The organism is Paenibacillus dendritiformis (assembly GCF_015845845.1).
GTDB classification, from domain to species: Bacteria; Bacillota; Bacilli; order Paenibacillales; family Paenibacillaceae; genus Paenibacillus_B; species Paenibacillus_B dendritiformis_C.
Window position 1 is genome coordinate 1 of the sequence record NZ_LDIG01000265.1, and the last position, 19,066, is coordinate 19,066.

Sequence of the window (19,066 nt, forward strand, 5' to 3'; positions counted from 1 at the left end):
AAAACCCCCACGGCCTGACGGCCACCACGATGGATGAAAATGGGGACTTGTAATTTTGAAGTTCTTCTGAGCAAATAAAGATAGGCAGATCAAAGGTCGAATTTTTTTTGGTGAGTCACATCCCGTACAGAAAACGGGCCTATTGCAGCTTTGAGCACCGCCGATTGTTGCCCTGAGCACGTGTACAAAAGTACACTTCTCGTTGCTGCATGTTCTGCTGAATCCAAAAGCAAGGAAGTGAAGCTGGAATGGATGCGATTTTGGAACGGTGCGCAGGGTTGGATGTGCATCAGGAAACGGTCGTCGCCTGTGTACTGGCAGGGCCACTCAACAAGAAACCACAGCAAGAAATCAAAACGTTTGGAACAACGACCAAGGAATTGCTAAAACTCCATGATTGGCTGTTGGAACAGAAATGTACGCATGTCGCGATGGAGAGTACCGGCGTTTATTGGAAGCCCGTATGGAACCTGCTGGAAGACTCGTTCGAACTTATCTTGGCCAATCCGCAGCGGATCAAGAATGTGCCGGGCAAAAAAACAGACATGAAAGACGCCGTCTGGATCGCACAATTGCTACGTTGCGGGTTGATAGAAGCCAGCTTCGTGCCACCAGAAGATATCAGGGATTTGCGTGATCTCACCCGGTATCGCCGGAAGCTAGTCAACGACGCGACAGCGGAAAAGAACCGTATCCACAAAATTCTTCAAGACGGGAACATCAAGTTGACCACCTATATCAGCGATGTATTTGGTGTTTCAGGTCGCGCTTTACTGGAATCAGTTATGAACGGCGTTGTTCTGTCACCGGAAGACGTGAAAACTATGGTCAAAACCCAAGTCAAGAAAAAAGTACCGCAGTTGGTTGACGCCTTGAACGGACGAGTGCGGGCCCACCATCGCAAGATGATCCGCAGGCATTACGACCATCTAGAGTATTTGGAAAAAGAAATTGCAGCTTTGGAAGCTGAGATCGAAGAACTGCTGAACCCTTACCAGAAGGAAATCGAACTGCTCGATACCATACCGGGGATTGATAAGGATGCCGCGGCGAGCATCCTTGCGGAAATTGGACCCGACATGTCGGTCTTTCCTTCGGAAGGGCACCTCGCCTCTTGGGGAGGATTGAGTCCAGGCAATAACGAAAGCGCAGGAAAAAAAAGAGCACGAGAACCCGTAAAGGGAATAAAGGTCTAAAGTCCGTGCTTTGTCAGGCAGCCTGGGCCGCTACCAAAACAAAAAACACGAGATTGTCCGCTTTTTATTACCGGCTGGTCAAACGACGAGGGCCGAAAAAAGCAAACATGGCGCTGGCTCACCTGTTACTACGAATCATCTTTATTATGCTGCTCACCGGTGTCCCCTATGAGGAACTGGGGCCGGATTATTTACCGAAAAAAGAGAAAGACGTCGACTTCTGGATACGAAAAATTCAACAGTTAGGCTACAAAGTGGACATTCAAGAGCTAGGAGACACCGGATAACCCCTATATTTCCCATTAGTTGGTAAAATCGACTTGTAGGGGGGCTTTTTGTGCCATTTTACAGAAACCTTCTACTCCGGTGCAAAGACCCATATCTTGCTACTTCGTGCATAGAGACATTTTCGTACAAAAAAGTGCTGCAACCATTCGGATTGTAGCACTCGATCCCATTCAGATTATGCACTTGTAAAAAATCGACGGGGTTTTTGTCAAAATTGGGTTACATGTCATACATAGCTATCCGGACAAGAAAAGAATGGGCCGTGCTTTCTATATCCATGGTGCCAAGTTCATCCACCGCTTTTTTAACGTTCTTTAATCCTAATCCATGAAAACGCGGTTCGTTTTTCGTAGAGACAGGCAATCCGTTATTCCACATCTGAATGGGAGTCGCTGAATTCTCTATGCGAATGAATAGCGTGTGGTTGATGTAGGACAGACGTAACCGCACCCACCTTTCCCCATCCCTCAATTTCCTGCACGCCTCCCAGGCGTTATCCATCAGATTCCCTACGATAATGACAGCTTGTTCAAATGACAGCTTTAATTCTGATGGCACATGAATATCCGTCTCGACGGTTACGCCCTCGCGCAGCATTTCGGCGATTTTGATGTTCAATATGGAATCCAAGTATTGGTTCCCGGTTGAAATCACGGTTTCAATTTCTTTGAGCTGGCCGGATGCAGCGTTTAAAAAACCAATGAGTTCGTTGTTGCTGTCCTGCTTTGCCGCCAACTGCTCGGCTGTTCTGATATAATTCCCCATATCATGATGCAGTGCCCGGACCTGCTGATGGGCGGCCTCCAGTTCCTTGTAATGCCTATGCTGTAATTGCACCTGCTGTTCCAGCATGGTGTTTTCCCGCTCCGTATGCATTAGGGTAGAAAATTTGTCAAAAACCACAAACAGCGAAAGGTTAATTAACAAGAATATGAGACTAAATGGAATTTCCACGGTCAGCAAGTAGGGATCGTCCCTGTTGGAAATATAATATTCCATAACGCTTAGCCCGGCTGCACTTGCTACGGTAATGGCCATAAGTAAAAGCCAAAGATGAAAAGGGATAGACCACTGTTTCCCTTTGTCTGTTTTTCGGATAAGCTCCAATAAAAGATAAAACCCCAAGTGACATAGAATAAGTGTTAGCCACATGTTCTTATCTTCTATTGGTGTAACGATCAGATCGTATAATAGAATCCAGAAATGGGATACCGTTAAAAGTATACCGATATATAACACCTTTTTTTGACGATTCGGCGGATAGCATAGTAAAAAGAAGATACTGCATAGTACGGTGACGGGTGGAATCGCCGCAGGGCGGACGGGATTCAGAACCGCTCGCAAACCGCAGGTTATAGCCAGCATCGCAACAGCGGCTGCTGCATACAGCTTGATGCGACTGATTCGAGCCTCTCCAAACACTTTGTTAAAGAGGCGCAGGATAAAGAGAATTTCGATCATGCTAAGAATGACCTCAAGCCCAAAAAAAAATCGTATCGGTCGTTGTCTGAAAATAAGTCATGGATTGCCGCATCTCCGTTCTATGAAGGACAGATGGGCCTGTTTCACCACGTTCAGATATCGCTTGCTGATCGGCAATTGCGTTTCGTTTTGCAAAAGAATAGCCATTTTTTTAATGGAGCGGATGTACTCCATATTCACCAGGATTGAGGCGTGAATCCGGCAAAACAAATTTGTATCCAATTGAGGCAGGATGTCCGCGATTTTTCCGTAAAACTCACAGGTATCCTGATTGGCATGGATAACTACTTTTCTTCCTGCCCCCTCAAAATAAAGAATGTCACTGCAGCGAAGCTGGTATTTGTCATGTCCGATCTGAAAAAAGAATAGCCGCTTCGACACCTGGATATGTTCCGCGGCGTCCAGCAAGATGCGGGACAACTTTTGCGCGGTTACAGGCTTTCTTAAAAAGCGAAACGGCAAAACTTCAAAAACTTCATATACATACTCTTTATGGTCTGTGATAAAGATAATGATCGCATCTCGATCCTGCTCCCGGATAACCGAAGCAATTTCAATACCATTTTGGCCAGGCATTTCAATGTCTAGCAGATAGATATTATAATGTGCCCCGGATTGCAAACACCTTAGCAAGTCACCGCCACTTAAGAACACATCGCTGGAAAATTCCATAACGCACATGTTTGAAAGTATATCCTCAATCAAATTCGCAACGTTTATATCATCATCACATATCGCTACATTCATTACAGCCACTCCGTTAAGAACCAGATAGCTTGATTCTATAATATTTTTATGAAGCCTACAATTTTGTGTCCGTTTTTAGAATGAAGAAGTAAAGGGTTTAATGGATGGACTTATTGGGTAATATGCATTGATGATGAAAATGAATCATCCTTCATCTTGAACATGTCAACGATAATATTACATAGACCGTAATGAACAAGCTACGAATACTCTACGTCAGTTAGCAGCATAATGAATATTGTGTGAAATAACATCAGAAGTCTGTTTATAATTATTATAAAATAGCTTGACGAATTTAATTAATTAGTTAATAATAATAATTACAAAGTGTGTTTGGAATATGCTGCATGCATGTTCTGAATATGCTCTATATTAACAAAACACAGGTAAAGGAGATATGACCATGTCACTTATTGGAACAGAAGTACTTCCATTCAAAGCATCCGCATTTCACAACGGTAAATTTATCGAGGTGACCGAAGAAAATTTCAAAGGGAAATGGAGCATTGTGTGCTTCTACCCGGCGGACTTTACGTTCGTATGCCCTACGGAGCTTGAAGATCTCCAGAACCACTACGAAACCTTTAAGCAACTTGGCGTTGAAGTATACTCCGTTTCGACGGACACGCATTTTACACATAAAGCATGGCATGAAAGCTCTCCTGCCATCGGCAAGGTTGAGTACATTATGATTGGCGACCCATCCCATGTGATCTCCCGCAACTTCGATGTCTTGATTGAAGCTGAAGGTCTGGCGGACCGCGGTACGTTCATCATCGATCCGGACGGGGTTATCCAAGCAGCCGAGATCAATGCCGGAGGCATCGGCCGCGATGCAGGCTCTCTTGTGAACAAGATCAAGGCGGCGCAATATGTTCGCCAGCATCCAGGTGAAGTATGCCCGGCGAAATGGCAGGAAGGCGGTAAAACGCTGAAGCCAAGCCTCGATCTCGTAGGCAAGATTTAAGGTGTGACAAATGACACTAGACCAAGACATCAAAAATCAGCTAGCACAGTATCTCCAGCTCCTGGAAGGCGATGTCGTGCTCAAAGTCAGCGCAGGCGATGACGCTGCATCGGAAGACATGCTGGCCCTGGTCAATGAACTTGCCGGCATGTCCTCCAAGATCACGGTGGAGCGGACGCAATTGTCCCGAACACCGAGCTTTAGCGTCAATCGTCCGGGCGAGGATACGGGCATCGCCTTTGCGGGAACTCCTTTGGGACACGAGTTTACTTCCCTCGTATTGGCTCTGCTGCAGGTGAGCGGCAGACCTCCAAAGGCGGAGCAAAGTGTCATTGACCAGATCAAAAGCATTCGCGGCGAATATAAGTTCGAAACTTATGTCAGCCTGAGCTGCCATAATTGTCCTGATGTGGTGCAAGCCTTGAACTTGATGAGCGTGCTCAATCCCGGCATTACGCATACGATGATTGACGGCGCCGTATTCAAAGAAGAGGTGGAAAGCAAGGACATTATGTCGGTGCCAAGCGTTTACCTCAATGGCGAATTTTTCGAAAGCGGGCGTATGACCGTGGAAGAAATTCTTGCCAAGCTGGGCAGCGCTCCGGATGCATCCGAGTTCGAGAATAAGGAGCCTTATGACGTGCTTGTGGTCGGGGGCGGCCCGGCAGGCGCAAGCGCGGCCATTTACGCGGCCCGCAAAGGGATTCGCACAGGTCTCGTGGCTGAACGCTTCGGCGGTCAGGTCAACGATACGTTGGGCATTGAGAACTTTATCAGTGTGAAATATACGGAAGGTCCTCAGCTCGTCGCGAATATTGAGCAGCAAGTGAAAGAGTACAACATCGATATCATGAAGCTGCAGCGTGCCAAGCGGTTGGAGAAAAAGGAGCTTATCGAGCTTGAGCTCGAAAACGGCGCCGTGCTGAAGAGCAAGGCGGTCATCGTATCGACAGGCGCTCGTTGGCGGAATATCGGCGTGCCTGGGGAAGCGGAGTTCAAGAACAAAGGGGTCGCTTACTGTCCGCATTGCGACGGGCCTCTCTTCACAGGCAAAGACGTTGCCGTGATTGGCGGCGGTAACTCCGGTATCGAGGCGGCGATTGATCTCGCAGGCATCGTTCGACATGTAACGGTTCTCGAGTTCGCGCCAGAGCTCAAAGCGGATGCCGTGCTGCAAGACCGCCTGTACAGCCTGCCGAATGTTACGGTGCTGAAGAACGTGCAGACGCAAGAAATTACCGGAACCGACAAGGTGAACGGCATTTCCTATGTCGAGCGTGATACAGGAGTAACAAAGCATATTGAACTGCAAGGCGTGTTTGTACAAATCGGCCTTGTTCCGAATACGGATTGGTTAGCGGACACGGTGGAACGCACGCGTACCGGCGAGATCGTGGTAGACAGCCATGGCGCTACCAACGTCCCTGGCGTGTTTGCGGCCGGCGATTGCACCAATAGTCCGTATAAGCAAATTATTATTTCGATGGGATCCGGCGCTACGGCAGCTTTGGGTGCGTTCGATTATCTCATCCGCAATTAAACGATATTGTTCACAAGCGAACGAAGAGCCCTCACTATTCAATAAGTGGGGGCTCTTTCTTTTGCAATAAAAAGAATCCGGATGAACACAAAAAACCACCAATTCAATTGACATGGGTGGAAAGTGCAAGTAAAATATTTAAATGATTTATTAATCGTATATTATACCACGCATTCGTCGTGAAGTCAAGTGTTTTTTCTTTTTCTCAAAAAATTGATGGCAGGGGGAGAGCGATGTACGAGGATAGCCACATGAATTTGTCTCGCATTTTCAACTCCTTGAACATGTCTATGCAGGAAGAGGGTATGACTGAATTGCTGGAATTGAACGAGAAGACGAAGGACTACGGCTTGGTTCTGACCCCGCAGGACATTGAAGTGATGATGGCGGCGAGAAGCCAGATCCTGTACGGCTACGGGCGGGTGGAATTGAGCATCGAAGTGACCAAGGAGCTTATCGGGCTATTCTCGGAATCCTCGTTCATCCAGCAGGAGAGCTATGCAGATACCTTGAATGAGCTGCATGAGATTTTTTATTATCTGAAAAATGAAACCGAAGACAGAATCAGCGATAGGAAGCTCCTCCACAGAATGAATAAAGTGTTCGAAGAGGATTGCGAAGGCTCCTTGGACTTGCTGAAGAGCAGACTCGAAGAGTATGCCGAAGAGTTCCGCAGACAATTGCAGAAGCGCGAGTTTTTGCATGGAGGAGAGGATGACGATTGGGATCAGACCATATAAATGACAGGCGTGAGTTGAGCGCTCAGCGGGGCATTCGCAAATCCCGGCTGCAGCGAAATCAATATACGATCTCCTTGATGAACGAAGGCTTGCGGACGGGGATGTTGACGAGCCAGGAAATCATGCGCATTCAGCATGGGTTCATGCAGATTTTGCAGGAGCTGATTCAGAAATATACCCGGGGTGAAAGCAGCTCGGTCGCCGCGGAAACCGCAGAGAGCATACTGGCCTCCATCATGTATGCGGCAGATGCATATCTGATCAGCTTCGAGGAGCCAGAGAAGGCGCTCACGTATCTGAAAACGATTGATGTTCGCAAAATCTATGACAGAGGCGTGGACAGAGTCGGTCAATGCTTTGCAGAGACGAAGCAGCTATATAAGGAAGTCAGTGCCAATAAGCTGGAGGTTCCGGTCGATGCCTATAACCTGACCATCGACGAGTCCCTGCCTGTCTTTCTCCGAAAATACGGCATCATCTTTGATGCCCACAATACGATGGCCAGTATCGATTACCCGCTGGCTGTCGATGACATGCGCCTTCAGGGCGTTTTCTATATCAAGCAGTATCTGGAACGGATGAAGCTGGAGACCGAGTTCTGCGCGATGTTCGAACCGCGGCAGCTGTTGGATTTGCTGGTCCATTACGGCAGGGAATGCAGGTTGAATTACCGGATCGAGCTGTTCAATATGTATGAGCTCATGCTGAACAATGCGATATTCTCGATATTATCCGGGGGAGATGCCTATAGTATCAGGATTTCCGAAAATCAATTTGCACGGCTGGAACAGCAATTCATGAGCCTGGAGGAAGGGCGCATTCGCTCCGTCATCTCCGATGCGATGGAAAGACTTCAGCAAGAAATGGCGCTTCATTCGCAATTGATGGAGTATATGGACGGATGCAAGGAAGATCTCGTTCAGCGAGTGGCGAACGCCGCCAAGCATAGCAGCTTGCGGACGGTCATTATTGCCGAAAGGGAAGCGGAAGCGAAGTCCATGGTCATTTCCTTCAACGAAGAGGATAGAATAAGCGACGTCCAATTAAGAAGACGGCTGCATGAGATTATGGCATGCGAGCGGAAGGAGGAGAAAGTGAAGCTGATCTTGTCCAGCTTCCATTCCTTCCATGACTACATCGATATGCTTGAATCCGACTGCTTGTACGGAGATGAATATGTTGCCCTCTTCCAGGCGTTTGGCGATATGGAACTGGCAATTCTGGCGACAATCGTGTTCTATGAAGAGGTACGGAGCATGCCTCCGGATTTGCCGTCTTTTCTGTTATTAGAAAAAGAGTACCCGATGGAGTGGCAGCTCCAATTGGTTCAATGTCTGCGGGGAATGAGCCGGAAGCGCCTGCAAGCCGTTGAGACGTATATGAATGAGATGGACTATGAACCAATAAAATTCCATTGATCAGCAGAGCCATTCCTTTCGGTCAATGGAAAAAACGGCGGGTCGACTGGCGGAAGTGGGGAAGTCAGCAAATCCTGCATGGATGCAGGAATTTTCGGTCTTTCAGGCGCAACCTGATAAGATTCCTGCAAAAGTGCATCATTTTCGCCGATTTTTGCTTAACATCCGCTGGCATGGCTTGGATTCCTGCAGTTTTGCAGGAATTGCTATGACGGAGCAATCCGCATAAGGGAACACTGTAGTTTTGCAGCTTTTTTGAAGCGTTTCCCGTAAACTGCACTGTAAGAAGCAGGGGGCTGTCACACTGCCGCAGAAAACGGCGTATGGGACAGCCGCCCATTCAAATTAATTAATAAAGACACTGTACAAATTAATTGTTCCGGTTATATAATGGGATACAAACAAAGGAAAAGGGCGGGAAAAGAGGAGATTCTCCTTCCCATGCCTGAAATGTAATCGCTAACATGAAAACGATTGCAAATTATGCGAGCCACTTCGGGATACGCGAATGAGAAGGCTCGTTAGAAGGGAGTATGAACATGACTAGCTCAGAATCGACTTTACGTCAGATGGACAAGAAGGAGAACAAGAAGTCCCGGTTTCAGTTATGGGCCAAAGAACTCGCGCATAACAAATGGCTCTACCTTATGTTCCTGCCTGTGTTTCTATGGTACTTCATCTTTGCCTATTGGCCGATGCATGGCTTGTTAATGGCATTTCAGAAGTACAACGTGGTGAAGGGGATTAGCGGAAGCGAATGGGTAGGTTTAAAGTATTTCAAACAATTTCTGGAGGATCCTCACTTTTACCGGCTGATCAAAAATACGCTGCTGCTCAATATTTACAGCTTGATTTTCGGTTTTCCGGTACCGATTATTTTGGCCCTTTGCTTTAACGAAATCCGCAATCTGATGGTCAAAAAAATTACGCAGACGATCAGTTATTTGCCTTATTTCATTTCTACGGTCGTCGTGTGCGGGATGGCTCTCACCTTCCTGTCGCCAAGCACCGGCGTTGTCAACGTTATGCTCAACAAGCTCGGGATGGAGAGCATCTTCTTCTTCCAGGACCCGGCCTATTTCAGAACGATTTACGTGCTGCTGGGGATTTGGCAGGGAGCCGGATTTTCCGCGATTATTTATATCGCCGCCCTCTCGGGCATCAGCCCCGAGCTGTACGAAGCAGCCAAGATCGATGGGGCGGGAAGATGGAGCCAGCTCCGGTACATTACCTTTCCAAGCCTGGTCCCGACGATTATCATTATGCTGCTGTTGAATCTGGGAAGCATTTTGACGGCAGATTTTGGCAAAATCCTTCTTTTGTACAATCCGACCATTTATGAGACCGCGGACGTGCTGAATACTTACGTGTACCGTAAAGGCCTCATTGACAACAACTACAGCTATGCCACCGCCGTGGGCCTGTTCCAGGCCGTCATCGGCTTCATCCTGGTCTATGTGGCCAATTACTTGAGCAAAAAGGCCAACCAGACTTCGCTTTGGTAAATGGGGGGGAGAACATGCTTAAGACCAAAAAAAGAGTGGACGCCAGTGATGCCCTTTATTTTGCTTTCATCTATCTGTTTATTATCGTCACTTGTATCGTGATGCTCTACCCGTTTATTTACATCTTGTCCGTATCTATCAGCGATACCGACAGCGTGATGCGCAATGAAGTGCTTCTCTGGCCCAGAGGACTGAATTGGTCCGCTTACGAGGCGGTGTTGAGCTACAAGGGAATGATCGTGGCCTATGCCAACACGATTTTCTACACGGTGGCGGGCACATTTCTGAGCCTGCTGTTGACGACGATGGCCGCCTATCCGCTGTCCCGGAAAAACTGGAAAATGCGCAATTTTGCGGCCATGTTCCTGGCGGTTCCGTTATGGTTCGGCGGCGGAATGATTCCGTTCTATATGGTAATGAGGGATCTGCACTTGCTCAATACGCGCACCGGGATTTTGCTGTATGCCGCGCTGTCTACGTTCTATATCATCATCGTGCGGACCTACTTCGAGAGTCTGCCGAAGGAGATTGAGGAATCGGCAAAGATTGACGGGGCCAGCGATATCCGGATTTTTCTGCAAATCGCCCTGCCTCTGTCGAAGCCGGTGCTGGCGGCCATTGGCTTGTATTATGCGGTCGGGAAATGGAACTCCTTCTTCTGGGAGCTGATCCTGTTGAGCAAAGAATCGCTGATGCCGGTCCAGGTCCTGTTGGTCCGGATTATTAGGGACAGCACGTTCGATAAGGAAATGGAGGCGGCGCTCGTACATAGCTCCGGCGTGCTGCCGATTACGATTCAATATGCGGCTATCGTGGTGACGGCTCTGCCGATTATTATGGCTTATCCGTTTCTGCAAAAGTATTTCGTGAAAGGGGTGATGATCGGCGCTGTGAAAAGCTAGACCGAATCCTGAAACAGAGAGCATGAATCATGTAAAGTGGAGGTCGTAAACATGCACAGACAATGGAGAAAGAAAAGGGTATCTTTATTGATCATGGCGATGATCCTGGCTCTTCTGACATCGGCCTGCGGGGGAGGGTCCGAAGGGGAAGCGCCGTCGGACAATCAGAGCGGCGGTTCTGACGGCAAGCCGGTGAAGCTGTCGATGTTCATTGCCAGCCGGGCAACGGATGAAATGTACTCCAATGAGACGTTGGTCTGGAAGGAAATCGGGAAGAAGTTCAACGTTGAATTTGAGTTTATTACCGGCGACGCCAAGACGATGCGCGACAAGTTTCCGCTTATGATATCTTCCAATGAATATCCGGATATTATCGCGGATGCGCCTAACAGCTTCAATAAGTACGGCCCGCAGGGCGTGTTCATCCCGCTTAATGATCTGATCAAGGATAAACCGAATCTGCAAAAATATTTGGTCGATGATAAAATTGCCAAGTCCCAAATCGTCAATGCGGATGGCAATATCTATTCCGTTCCGATGCTGTCCGCGGTTCGGACGTCGGAAGGCCCGCTCATTCGGCAGGATTGGCTCGATCGTCTGAACTTGCCGGTTCCGGAAACGATTGACGACTGGTATAATACGTTAAAAGCGTTCAAAGAGCAAGACGCCAACGGCAACGGAGATCCGAATGATGAAGTGCCGTTTGCTACGGCCGGCAATTTTTATTTGAACTTCGCCGACGCCTGGGGCATTGACTTGAACGAGGATGGCCGCTGGATGGAGGAGAATGGCAAGATGATTTATACGCCAATCGATCCCCGCGCCAAGGAATTTTTGACGACGATGAATAAATGGTATAGTGAAGGACTGTTGGACAAAGAGCTGCTGTCCCGGCAGGATAAGGATTATACTTCGATGGTGTTCAATGATAAGGTCGGCGCCACCAATCACTGGATCGGATATGTGGCCGGCTTTAATGCCAGACCGGAAGTGGAAAACATCAAGGGCTTCAACTTCCAGGTTACGCCTCCGCCCGTCATGAACAAGGGCGACAAACCGCTGACCAGCAGACAGCAGCAAATCGTCGTGCCGGTCGCCTGGGGCATCAGCAGCCAGAACAAGCATGTCGATAAAACAATAGAAATATTCGAGTATGCTTACAGCGATGAAGGCCAGCTGCTGTTCAACTTCGGCATTGAGGGCGACTCTTATACGAAGGAAGCGGATGGAACGCTCAAATATACCGACAAGATTTTGAAGAATCCGGACGGCGCGGCCAAGGCGCTGCACCGGATCGGCGCCCAGCCTTGGGTTGGCTTCCGTCAGGACCCGCGTTATGAGATCGCTTCGGCGGTCAGCGAGGACGCGGCCAAGCAGTTGTTCTATTATGTCGAGCACAATTATTTCCGCGATCCGGCCCCTGCCTTGAAGTATAGCGAGGACGACTTCGAGACCAGCACCGAGATTAAGACGCAGATCGATACGTATGTCAACGAGATGATCAGCAAGTTTATTATCGGACAGGAGCCGCTGTCCAAGTTCGATGAATTTGTGGAGAAAGTAAAGTCGATGCGCTTTGACGAGCTGGAGGCGATCCAGAACAAAGCGTATGAGGCGAATAAAGAACTGATGAAGTAACGAGACGCACGATGGGAACTGGGGGGTTTCTTTTATTGCGAGCACATTACCTAGAAGGAAGGCACAAAGATGAAGCATGTAAGAGGTAACGTCTATCTCATGAAAGAAATCAACCGGGCGACCATATTAAGCTTGCTTCACCGGGAAAAAGCGATGTCCCGCGCCGATATGGCGAAGGTGACCAAATTGAGCGCCACGACGGTGTCCTCCCTGGTCGATGAACTGATCGACGAAGGCTATATTGTCGAATCGGGCGCCCAGGCATCGGCTGGCGCAGGGCGCAAGGCCATCCGGCTGGAGATCAGCAAAGATAAAGGCTTTGTCATTTCGGTCGGCCTGGGCAATCAACGGTTTTATTGCACGCTGTCCAATTTCCACAGCGAGATTGTGGCTGAACTTGCCGTCCCTGCCGTCAAAGGCAATGATGAGGTTCTCCAGACGATTTTGCATTGCATCAGCGAGATTGTCCGGAAGGCAGGCATCAGCGACTTTTCCCGGATTAAAGGCATCGGCATCGCTTCACCGGGCATTGTGGATGAGAGCAGCGGCACGATAACCTATGCGCGCTTTTTACGGTTGAAGGACTTCGAGATTGTGAAGCTTCTCCGAGCCCGCTATTATGATCTGCCTGTGTACGTCATGAATGACACGAATGCCGCGGCGTTCGCGGAATATTACCTGGAGACGAGTCCCGGCGTGAAGCACGTCCTGTATGTGTGGGTCTATGAAGGGGTCGGGGCGAGAATGATCGTGAATGGCCAGGTGTATTCCGGTTACAAAGGAAGAGCGGGTGAGGTATCCTTGCTCCAGGACAGGTGGTTCAGCAGCGCCTATCTGCTGGAGCAGGCGCAAAAGAGGGCGGCCAAGCGCGGCCTCCCTGCGCCTCGCACGATCGAGGACGTAGTCCAAGCCTATGAACGCGGAGAGGAATGGGTCGAGCCGTTAATGAACCGGAGCTTGTTGTTCTTGAGCAGAGCTTTGGCGGTGATGATGAATTTGTTCGGTCCGGAAAAGACCATTTTGGACGGCTGGTTCATGGAGTCGCCCCAATGCATGCAGAGGATACATGCGCATCTCGGCAGTTTTACGGTGGACGGCGTATATGACCCCGGTTGGGTCGCTCCGGCAAATCTGGGCCAACGGAATTATGTCATCGGTGTCACCACTATGGTGCTGCACCAGTTGTTTAAAGGTAAAGTGTCGGTAACGTAACCGTTGCGGGCGCGAACAAGTTCATTTCCAACGCGAAGAGGCTTCCCGCCGGGAAGCCTCTATTCTTTATGCTTCTTAGATGTCTTTGTATATCTCTGCTGCATCATCAGGCAGCAATCGAACATGCCGGAGATAGGCAGTGACTTTCTCGCTTTCGTCCGCAGGATAGCTGTAACCGAAACGGTCCGCAACCTGAACGGCGATGTCCTCGAACAGCTTGCACATGACAAACAGCGATTTCCATATGTTTTCATATTCGGCATCGGCATAGGTCTTTTTAAGAGCGGTCCATACTTGCTCTCCCAAGTAAATTTCGAAGTGCTTGCCGCATTTGCCGGCGCTGACCGCGAAGCCGGTGTTGATGCCAATATACCATTCGAGCATGTGGTTCAGCATGCTTCTTGTGTATTCCTCCAGCATCGCTTTGGCGTATAGGAGTTCTTGTCTCCACAGCCCCTTGGCCACATTGGTGCTGCACCACCAAAATTCATTGCAGCAATCGGCAAATTGCTTGGCAGTAGGAGGCTCGATCAGATAATCATCCATGCCGGGAGGCGGGAAGGGCTCAAAGCGCCGGTCCTTATCAAGAAGCAGCATGCTCAAACTGTCCGAACCAACGAGTTCATTTGCTTTTTCCGCCGGGACTAAAGTAAGGTCCAACCGATTGCCGTCCGTGAACAGCATAAGATAGGGAAAATTCCCGTTTTCCTCAGCGGGAGGAAGCTCCATAGCCTCGGGCATTTGCATCATGATTCTGTCGCCGAATCGATCGACCCAATGATGATTCGAGGTGAAAGACTCGATGTCATGGACGACATAGACAATATCGTAATCTTGAAAGCAATCTTTCTTCACTGTGGGATTGACACGCGAGCCGTTCATAATCACTGCGCGGATACGCTCATCCATTTTCGCCGTGGACAAAATGATATCCATCATCTCTTGCTCGGTTCTCATTGTGCGGCAACCTCCTCATCGTAATGTTCGGACGCATCCCTTTCTTTTTCAGGGATACTGGAGGTCCCCGGCAACGAGAATAGATTCTATGGCTGCGTTACAACTTGTCTAAACGTTTTGCCATTGAATTTCCCCCTATCCTGATTTGAAAATATTATAGAAAAATGTCCAGTCCCCATCAAGTGAGAAGATAAGCTGCCGATCGAATTCCGTACCATTTCTTGTTAACGTGATTTATTCCAACCACATCGATACCAGCAACTGGTATAATGTGAATGAATGTTTTATCCTAGTAGAAATGTGTAATGAGGTGGCGATTCCATTTGGAGAATGAGAAGGAACTGTTTCTAATTCAGCAAATTTACGGAACGCTCTTCGCGCTGGCGAACAAACTGCAAACCAAAGGAGACGCATATTTGCGCGGCATCACATCAAGACAGTTTATGGTCATGCTTGCGATTCTCCATCTGCCGGAGGGGGAGGCGACGATTATCAATATCGCCAAGAAGCTTGGCACGACCAAGCAGAGCGCAAGGCAAATGATATCCTCCCTTGAGCAGAAAGGCTATATTGTCGCGAAGCCGAGCCAATTGGACAGACGGGCGGTGAATATCTCGATTACCGGCGCCGGAAAAGAGATTATGCTGAAGTCCGGCGAAGGCTCAGTAAGCTTCTTTTCCAATCTGTCCCAACCTTTTACCTTGGAAGAAATGGAGCAATTATGGGCCTTGTTAAAAAAGCTGTACCGTTTTGATGGCGAGGATCAAGATGGTTTTGAGGAAAATGTGTCCCTCGATATGGGACGGGATGAAGAGGAAATGACCAAGAGGGCGTTGGAGCAATTTTCGAGACAACGAGCCGCGGGTGCTCAGCCGATTGGCGGCAAGCTGAACGAAATTGCGGCACGCGCAGGAGTTGAACAGGATGAGAGAGGGGCGGCTGACATTGGCAGGCATCGATAGGGCGGAAGGCTTATTGCCATATTCCAAGGGAAGCGAGTGCCGGACTATCGGCATATTCGCGATGAGAGTTCCCGATTTCATTGAGCAAGCGACATTGCAGCATCTGCTTCGGCTGCTCCCCCCGGACCGGCAGGACAAAATCAACCGCTTCCATCACAAAGCCGATTCCTACCGGAGCTTGCTGGCGGAGGTGCTCGTCCGCAAAATCATCGGGGAAAGGACGGGGCTTGGCAATTCCCAAATCCGGTTCCATTACAACAGCTACGGCAAGCCGGAGCTCGCTTCGGAGCATTGTTTGTTTTTTAATATTTCCCACTCCGGCGAGTGGATCGCCTGCGCCGTTCATGACACAGAGGTGGGGATTGATGTGGAACAGATTAAGCCGATCGATCTGAGCGTCGCGAGGCGCTTTTTTTCGGCAGAAGAATATGAGCAGCTTGAGAAGGCGCCGCCGGAAGGCAGACTGAAACTGTTCTATGATTTGTGGACGTTGAAGGAAAGCTATGTCAAGCTGCGCGGACAGGGCCTGTCCATCCCGCTCGATTCCTTTTCCGTCCACAAGTCGGAACAGGGAGCGTGCTGTCTCCGTTCTCCGGCTGATGAAGTGTCCCGCTATTTTTTCACGCAATATCCTGTGGCTGATCAATATTGTCTGTCTATTTGCGCGATGGAACCGGCATTTCCCGCTGATATTATCAGATGTGAGTATCACGCGTTCTTGTCCGAGCTAAGCGAAGACACCGATTTCTTTCGGTAAGTGACACTCTATTTAAAAGGCCTGCAGCGGCATCTTTTGCCGTCTGCAGGCTTATTCGCCTTCAGCAAGAATGGCGCCGCAAGCGTTGTTCTAATTCTGGCTCGTCCAGCCCCGCAAAGCTTTGATAAAATCCAGCACTTGGCGGGCCCGATGTTCATACGTATGATTGCGGACAACATGCCGTTGCCCCTCGGCCGCGATCTTGGCGGCTTCGTCAGGATGGCTTAAATAATACTGCAGCTTCTCAATCATATCTTTCTTCGAATCGTATAGAACATAATGGACTCCGTTCTCGAACAATGCCGATTGTTCGGGAGTGTTATCCGTCAGGATTAAGGCGCCGCACCCCATTCCTTCGAAGAGCCTCATGTTAAAGGATTTAATGGTATCGGCGGTTTGGTTAAAGACGATTTTCGAATTTCCATAATGTTTGCTCAGATCTTCCAGGAAGATATTTTTCCGGAGCGACAGTTTTGCCTTCCCCTGCAGTTTCGCTTCAATGAAACGAAGACTTTCATTCCGGTTTTGATAAAGTTCATGTCCGCGCGTACCCACGAAAGAAACGTCGATGGCGCGCTTCGCATAAGGGATGTCCGAATGAAACAAATGGGGATCTACCCCGAAGGGAAAGAAACGGATGGGTACCTGGAAGCGGGATGCAAGGTGCAAGGAATGCGACATCAGCAACGATACATGTCGCACATCTCCAGATTGCCCGCGAGACGATTTTCTCCGTGATGAATCCAGAACAGAACGGGCGCTTGGACCCGCTCCCGGTGTTTAACGGCAATCCGGGGGCGGGTAGGACTCTCGACGAACAGAACCGCTGCATACTTTTTGGTATCCAGAGCGGAGAAGTCGGCGGCATCCGTGATAACATCGACATCGACACCGATACGGCCAAAGGCTCTTTCCAAATAGCTACCCGGTGTATATGGAGTTTTTCCGTAACACATCAAAATACGCTGCGGCTGCATACTCATTTTGTTCCAACCTCCTTTATAAGCCTATGGAAGAATGGCTCCGCCAACATATTCACTTTTTGATATTGGACGACTTGTTTATCGAGTGCGGCGACCGTCTTGCGATAGTTCCCTTCGATGAGGCTTGATAAATGCATCAGCTCATGGCCGAGGGTCGAGCTATCGGTCGAAACCACGTAACGGATCGCATCGATGGAAGCGGCGAAATCATACACCTTGAACCGGTATCCCAGCGCGATAAAAGGGACACGCATGACGGCCGACAGCACAGCGGCGTGTAATTTGAAGTCGACCGTAAATTTACATTGGCCTATAATGCTCATTAATTCGTATGGATTTACGGTTTCATATAAATGCACGCGATTCTCAAATCCTATTTTTTTCATCAGCTTTCGGATGGCCGGGATATCGTTAGGCCACATGGCGAAAAGAAGAATAGAATAGCCTTGCCGGATCCATTCCTTGGCGGCCGTGACCAACTTGTCCTCTACGGAAGCCTCGTCATTGCCGAAGATTTCATTCCTCGCTGTGCCCCAGTTGATGCCAATATAAGGCCTGTCGCCCGGCAGGGACGGCTCGTGCGGGACGGGCTTTGCTTCTCCTGGCGTGAGGATCAGTGCAGGGTCGCCGCTCACCGCGATGTTCTCCGCAGGGACTCCCGCCATTTGGAGAAATGCCTGGCTGAGAGGACCTCGAACTGCCGCAAAACGGGCGTTCTGGAATAAATCGCTTTGGATGCCGGGAACGTGAAGCTCGGCAGGCGGCGAGGCGCCGTTCAGCATGGCGTCCAGAATATGTTTAGGTACAAGCTTATCCACGCCGGAACCCCAAATATAGTATGGTTTGCTGCCCTTAAACGCTACTTCGAGCTTCGAAAGATAGAGGGGAGAGATTAAAGAACCGCCCCCTAGCACAACGGTATCGAATGCCAATGGGTCGGCTTCATTGGCTAATGATCCGGCGACATGGAAGCGGCTCGCGTCGAGATACTTGTTGAAGTGCCGCCGGAACACATCCCACATGACTTGGTCGCCAGCGTTTTGATAACCAATCTCCCCCAAATATAAAATTTTTGTCATTTCACCACTACCTTTATGCGTGCAAACACTGCCCGCTCTACTATACGTTGATATGATTGTCACATCCGATTTGAAACGGACAGCGGTTGACCTCATACCGGTAACGGTCGGTCTGTCGGCCTAGGGATGCGCTTGGCTCACCGGACTTGTCCAAACTACTATGCCGCGATGCGCGCAAGCTTCTTGTTCTTGTGCTGAGGAGTGAATCCTGCAAATTTACATTATTTATCCGCCCAAATAGGGTATTTCGTTAGAATTCCTGCAAAAATACATCAATTCAGGGCGAATAAACCAAATAAGAACATTAATAGGAGAAAATGATGCGCTTTTGCAGGATTCTCATTGTGCGCCGTGGTTGTGTGATAATTGCTGCACTTTTGGAGCGACCAAGCATAGGTCGAGTGAGGTAGCAGGTGTGAACCCTGCTTGGAAAGGCACTAACCACGCCACCAATAACGAGTCTTGGAGCGAACATGGTAACAGGTTCGTTTAAGCGTAGACAGATAGGATGTAGGCCTGAAAGTGATTGAGCCACGAAATGCAGAAATCGGGAAGGCCGACAGTGTCAAAAAGCTGGAAGGCAATACTCCGCTAAGCGAAAAAAAAGGGCTCTTCGCTCTACTGGGTGGGTACAGTGTTGAATATTAGTTTCATAACCCCTTCCGCCTTTAAGAGATTTTCAGATGTAGAAAC

General features: G+C 49.0%; 16 protein-coding genes and 1 pseudogene. 11 read left to right on the forward strand and 6 right to left on the reverse strand.

Going from position 1 to position 19,066, the window contains the following annotated elements; genetic code table 11:
• The first annotated feature begins 248 nt into the window (after positions 1–248).
• Positions 249–1,483, forward strand: a pseudogene (locus ABD76_RS26010) (IS110 family RNA-guided transposase).
• 220 nt (positions 1,484–1,703) lie between these two features.
• Here ABD76_RS26010 and ABD76_RS26015 read toward each other — a convergent pair.
• Entirely contained in the window at positions 1,704–2,945 is a 1,242-nt protein-coding gene (locus ABD76_RS26015) for a sensor histidine kinase (protein WP_197259858.1), read from the reverse strand.
• Between the two features lie 57 nt (positions 2,946–3,002).
• Positions 3,003–3,713 carry a LytR/AlgR family response regulator transcription factor gene (locus ABD76_RS26020; protein WP_197259859.1) on the reverse strand — a complete coding sequence of 237 codons (711 nt, stop codon included), beginning with the start codon at positions 3,711–3,713 and terminating at the stop codon, positions 3,003–3,005.
• A gap of 403 nt (positions 3,714–4,116) precedes the next feature.
• Between ABD76_RS26020 and ahpC the strand changes: the two genes are divergently transcribed.
• From ahpC to ABD76_RS26060, 8 genes are all read left to right on the forward strand, one after another.
• Positions 4,117–4,680, forward strand: a complete 564-nt coding sequence (gene ahpC, locus ABD76_RS26025; protein WP_168179376.1) for an alkyl hydroperoxide reductase subunit C — start codon at positions 4,117–4,119, stop codon at positions 4,678–4,680.
• Between the two features lie 10 nt (positions 4,681–4,690).
• Complete coding sequence (gene ahpF, locus ABD76_RS26030; protein WP_197259860.1) at positions 4,691–6,220, forward strand: alkyl hydroperoxide reductase subunit F; 1,530 nt, start codon at positions 4,691–4,693, stop codon at positions 6,218–6,220.
• A gap of 305 nt (positions 6,221–6,525) precedes the next feature.
• Positions 6,526–6,960 carry a DUF6323 family protein gene (locus tag ABD76_RS26035; RefSeq protein ID WP_242069817.1) on the forward strand — a complete coding sequence of 145 codons (435 nt, stop codon included), beginning with the start codon at positions 6,526–6,528 and terminating at the stop codon, positions 6,958–6,960.
• Complete coding sequence (locus ABD76_RS26040) at positions 6,942–8,378, forward strand: DUF6179 domain-containing protein (RefSeq protein ID WP_197259862.1); 1,437 nt, start codon at positions 6,942–6,944, stop codon at positions 8,376–8,378. Before ABD76_RS26035 ends, ABD76_RS26040 begins: the two co-directional genes overlap by 19 nt.
• Before the next feature lie 539 nt (positions 8,379–8,917).
• Entirely contained in the window at positions 8,918–9,883 is a 966-nt protein-coding gene (locus ABD76_RS26045) for an ABC transporter permease (protein ID WP_197259863.1), read from the forward strand.
• Between the two features lie 14 nt (positions 9,884–9,897).
• Positions 9,898–10,785 (forward strand): carbohydrate ABC transporter permease, encoded by an 888-nt coding sequence (locus ABD76_RS26050; RefSeq protein ID WP_197259864.1) that lies wholly within the window; start codon positions 9,898–9,900, stop codon positions 10,783–10,785.
• 51 nt (positions 10,786–10,836) lie between these two features.
• On the forward strand, positions 10,837–12,423 hold the full coding sequence (locus ABD76_RS26055; protein WP_197259865.1) for an extracellular solute-binding protein: 1,587 nt from the start codon (positions 10,837–10,839) through the stop codon (positions 12,421–12,423).
• A 69-nt stretch (positions 12,424–12,492) separates the two neighbouring features.
• On the forward strand, positions 12,493–13,635 hold the full coding sequence (locus ABD76_RS26060; protein ID WP_197259866.1) for an ROK family transcriptional regulator: 1,143 nt from the start codon (positions 12,493–12,495) through the stop codon (positions 13,633–13,635).
• 75 nt (positions 13,636–13,710) lie between these two features.
• On the opposite strand, the gene ABD76_RS26065 is transcribed toward ABD76_RS26060, so the two are convergent.
• Positions 13,711–14,592, reverse strand: coding sequence for an aminoglycoside 6-adenylyltransferase (locus ABD76_RS26065; protein WP_197259867.1), 882 nt, complete (start codon positions 14,590–14,592; stop codon positions 13,711–13,713).
• Between the two features lie 323 nt (positions 14,593–14,915).
• Here ABD76_RS26065 and ABD76_RS26070 point away from each other — a divergent pair, with 323 nt between their 5' ends.
• A complete protein-coding gene (locus ABD76_RS26070; protein ID WP_338125201.1) occupies positions 14,916–15,554 on the forward strand; it encodes a MarR family winged helix-turn-helix transcriptional regulator in 639 nt (212 codons plus the stop codon).
• Positions 15,517–16,311 carry a 4'-phosphopantetheinyl transferase family protein gene (locus tag ABD76_RS26075; RefSeq protein WP_197259868.1) on the forward strand — a complete coding sequence of 265 codons (795 nt, stop codon included), beginning with the start codon at positions 15,517–15,519 and terminating at the stop codon, positions 16,309–16,311. The genes ABD76_RS26070 and ABD76_RS26075 overlap by 38 nt, the downstream gene beginning before the upstream one ends.
• Positions 16,312–16,401: 90 nt before the next feature.
• On the opposite strand, the gene ABD76_RS29980 is transcribed toward ABD76_RS26075, so the two are convergent.
• From ABD76_RS29980 to ABD76_RS26085, 3 genes are all read right to left on the reverse strand, one after another.
• Positions 16,402–16,917 carry a CgeB family protein gene (locus ABD76_RS29980; RefSeq protein ID WP_242069818.1) on the reverse strand — a complete coding sequence of 172 codons (516 nt, stop codon included), beginning with the start codon at positions 16,915–16,917 and terminating at the stop codon, positions 16,402–16,404.
• A 74-nt stretch (positions 16,918–16,991) separates the two neighbouring features.
• On the reverse strand, positions 16,992–17,294 hold the full coding sequence (locus ABD76_RS29985) for a hypothetical protein (protein WP_242069819.1): 303 nt from the start codon (positions 17,292–17,294) through the stop codon (positions 16,992–16,994).
• Positions 17,291–18,373: a polysaccharide pyruvyl transferase family protein gene (locus ABD76_RS26085; RefSeq protein ID WP_197259869.1), complete on the reverse strand. Its 1,083-nt coding sequence runs from the start codon at positions 18,371–18,373 to the stop codon at positions 17,291–17,293. The genes ABD76_RS29985 and ABD76_RS26085 overlap by 4 nt, the downstream gene beginning before the upstream one ends.
• Positions 18,374–19,066: the final 693 nt, after the last annotated feature.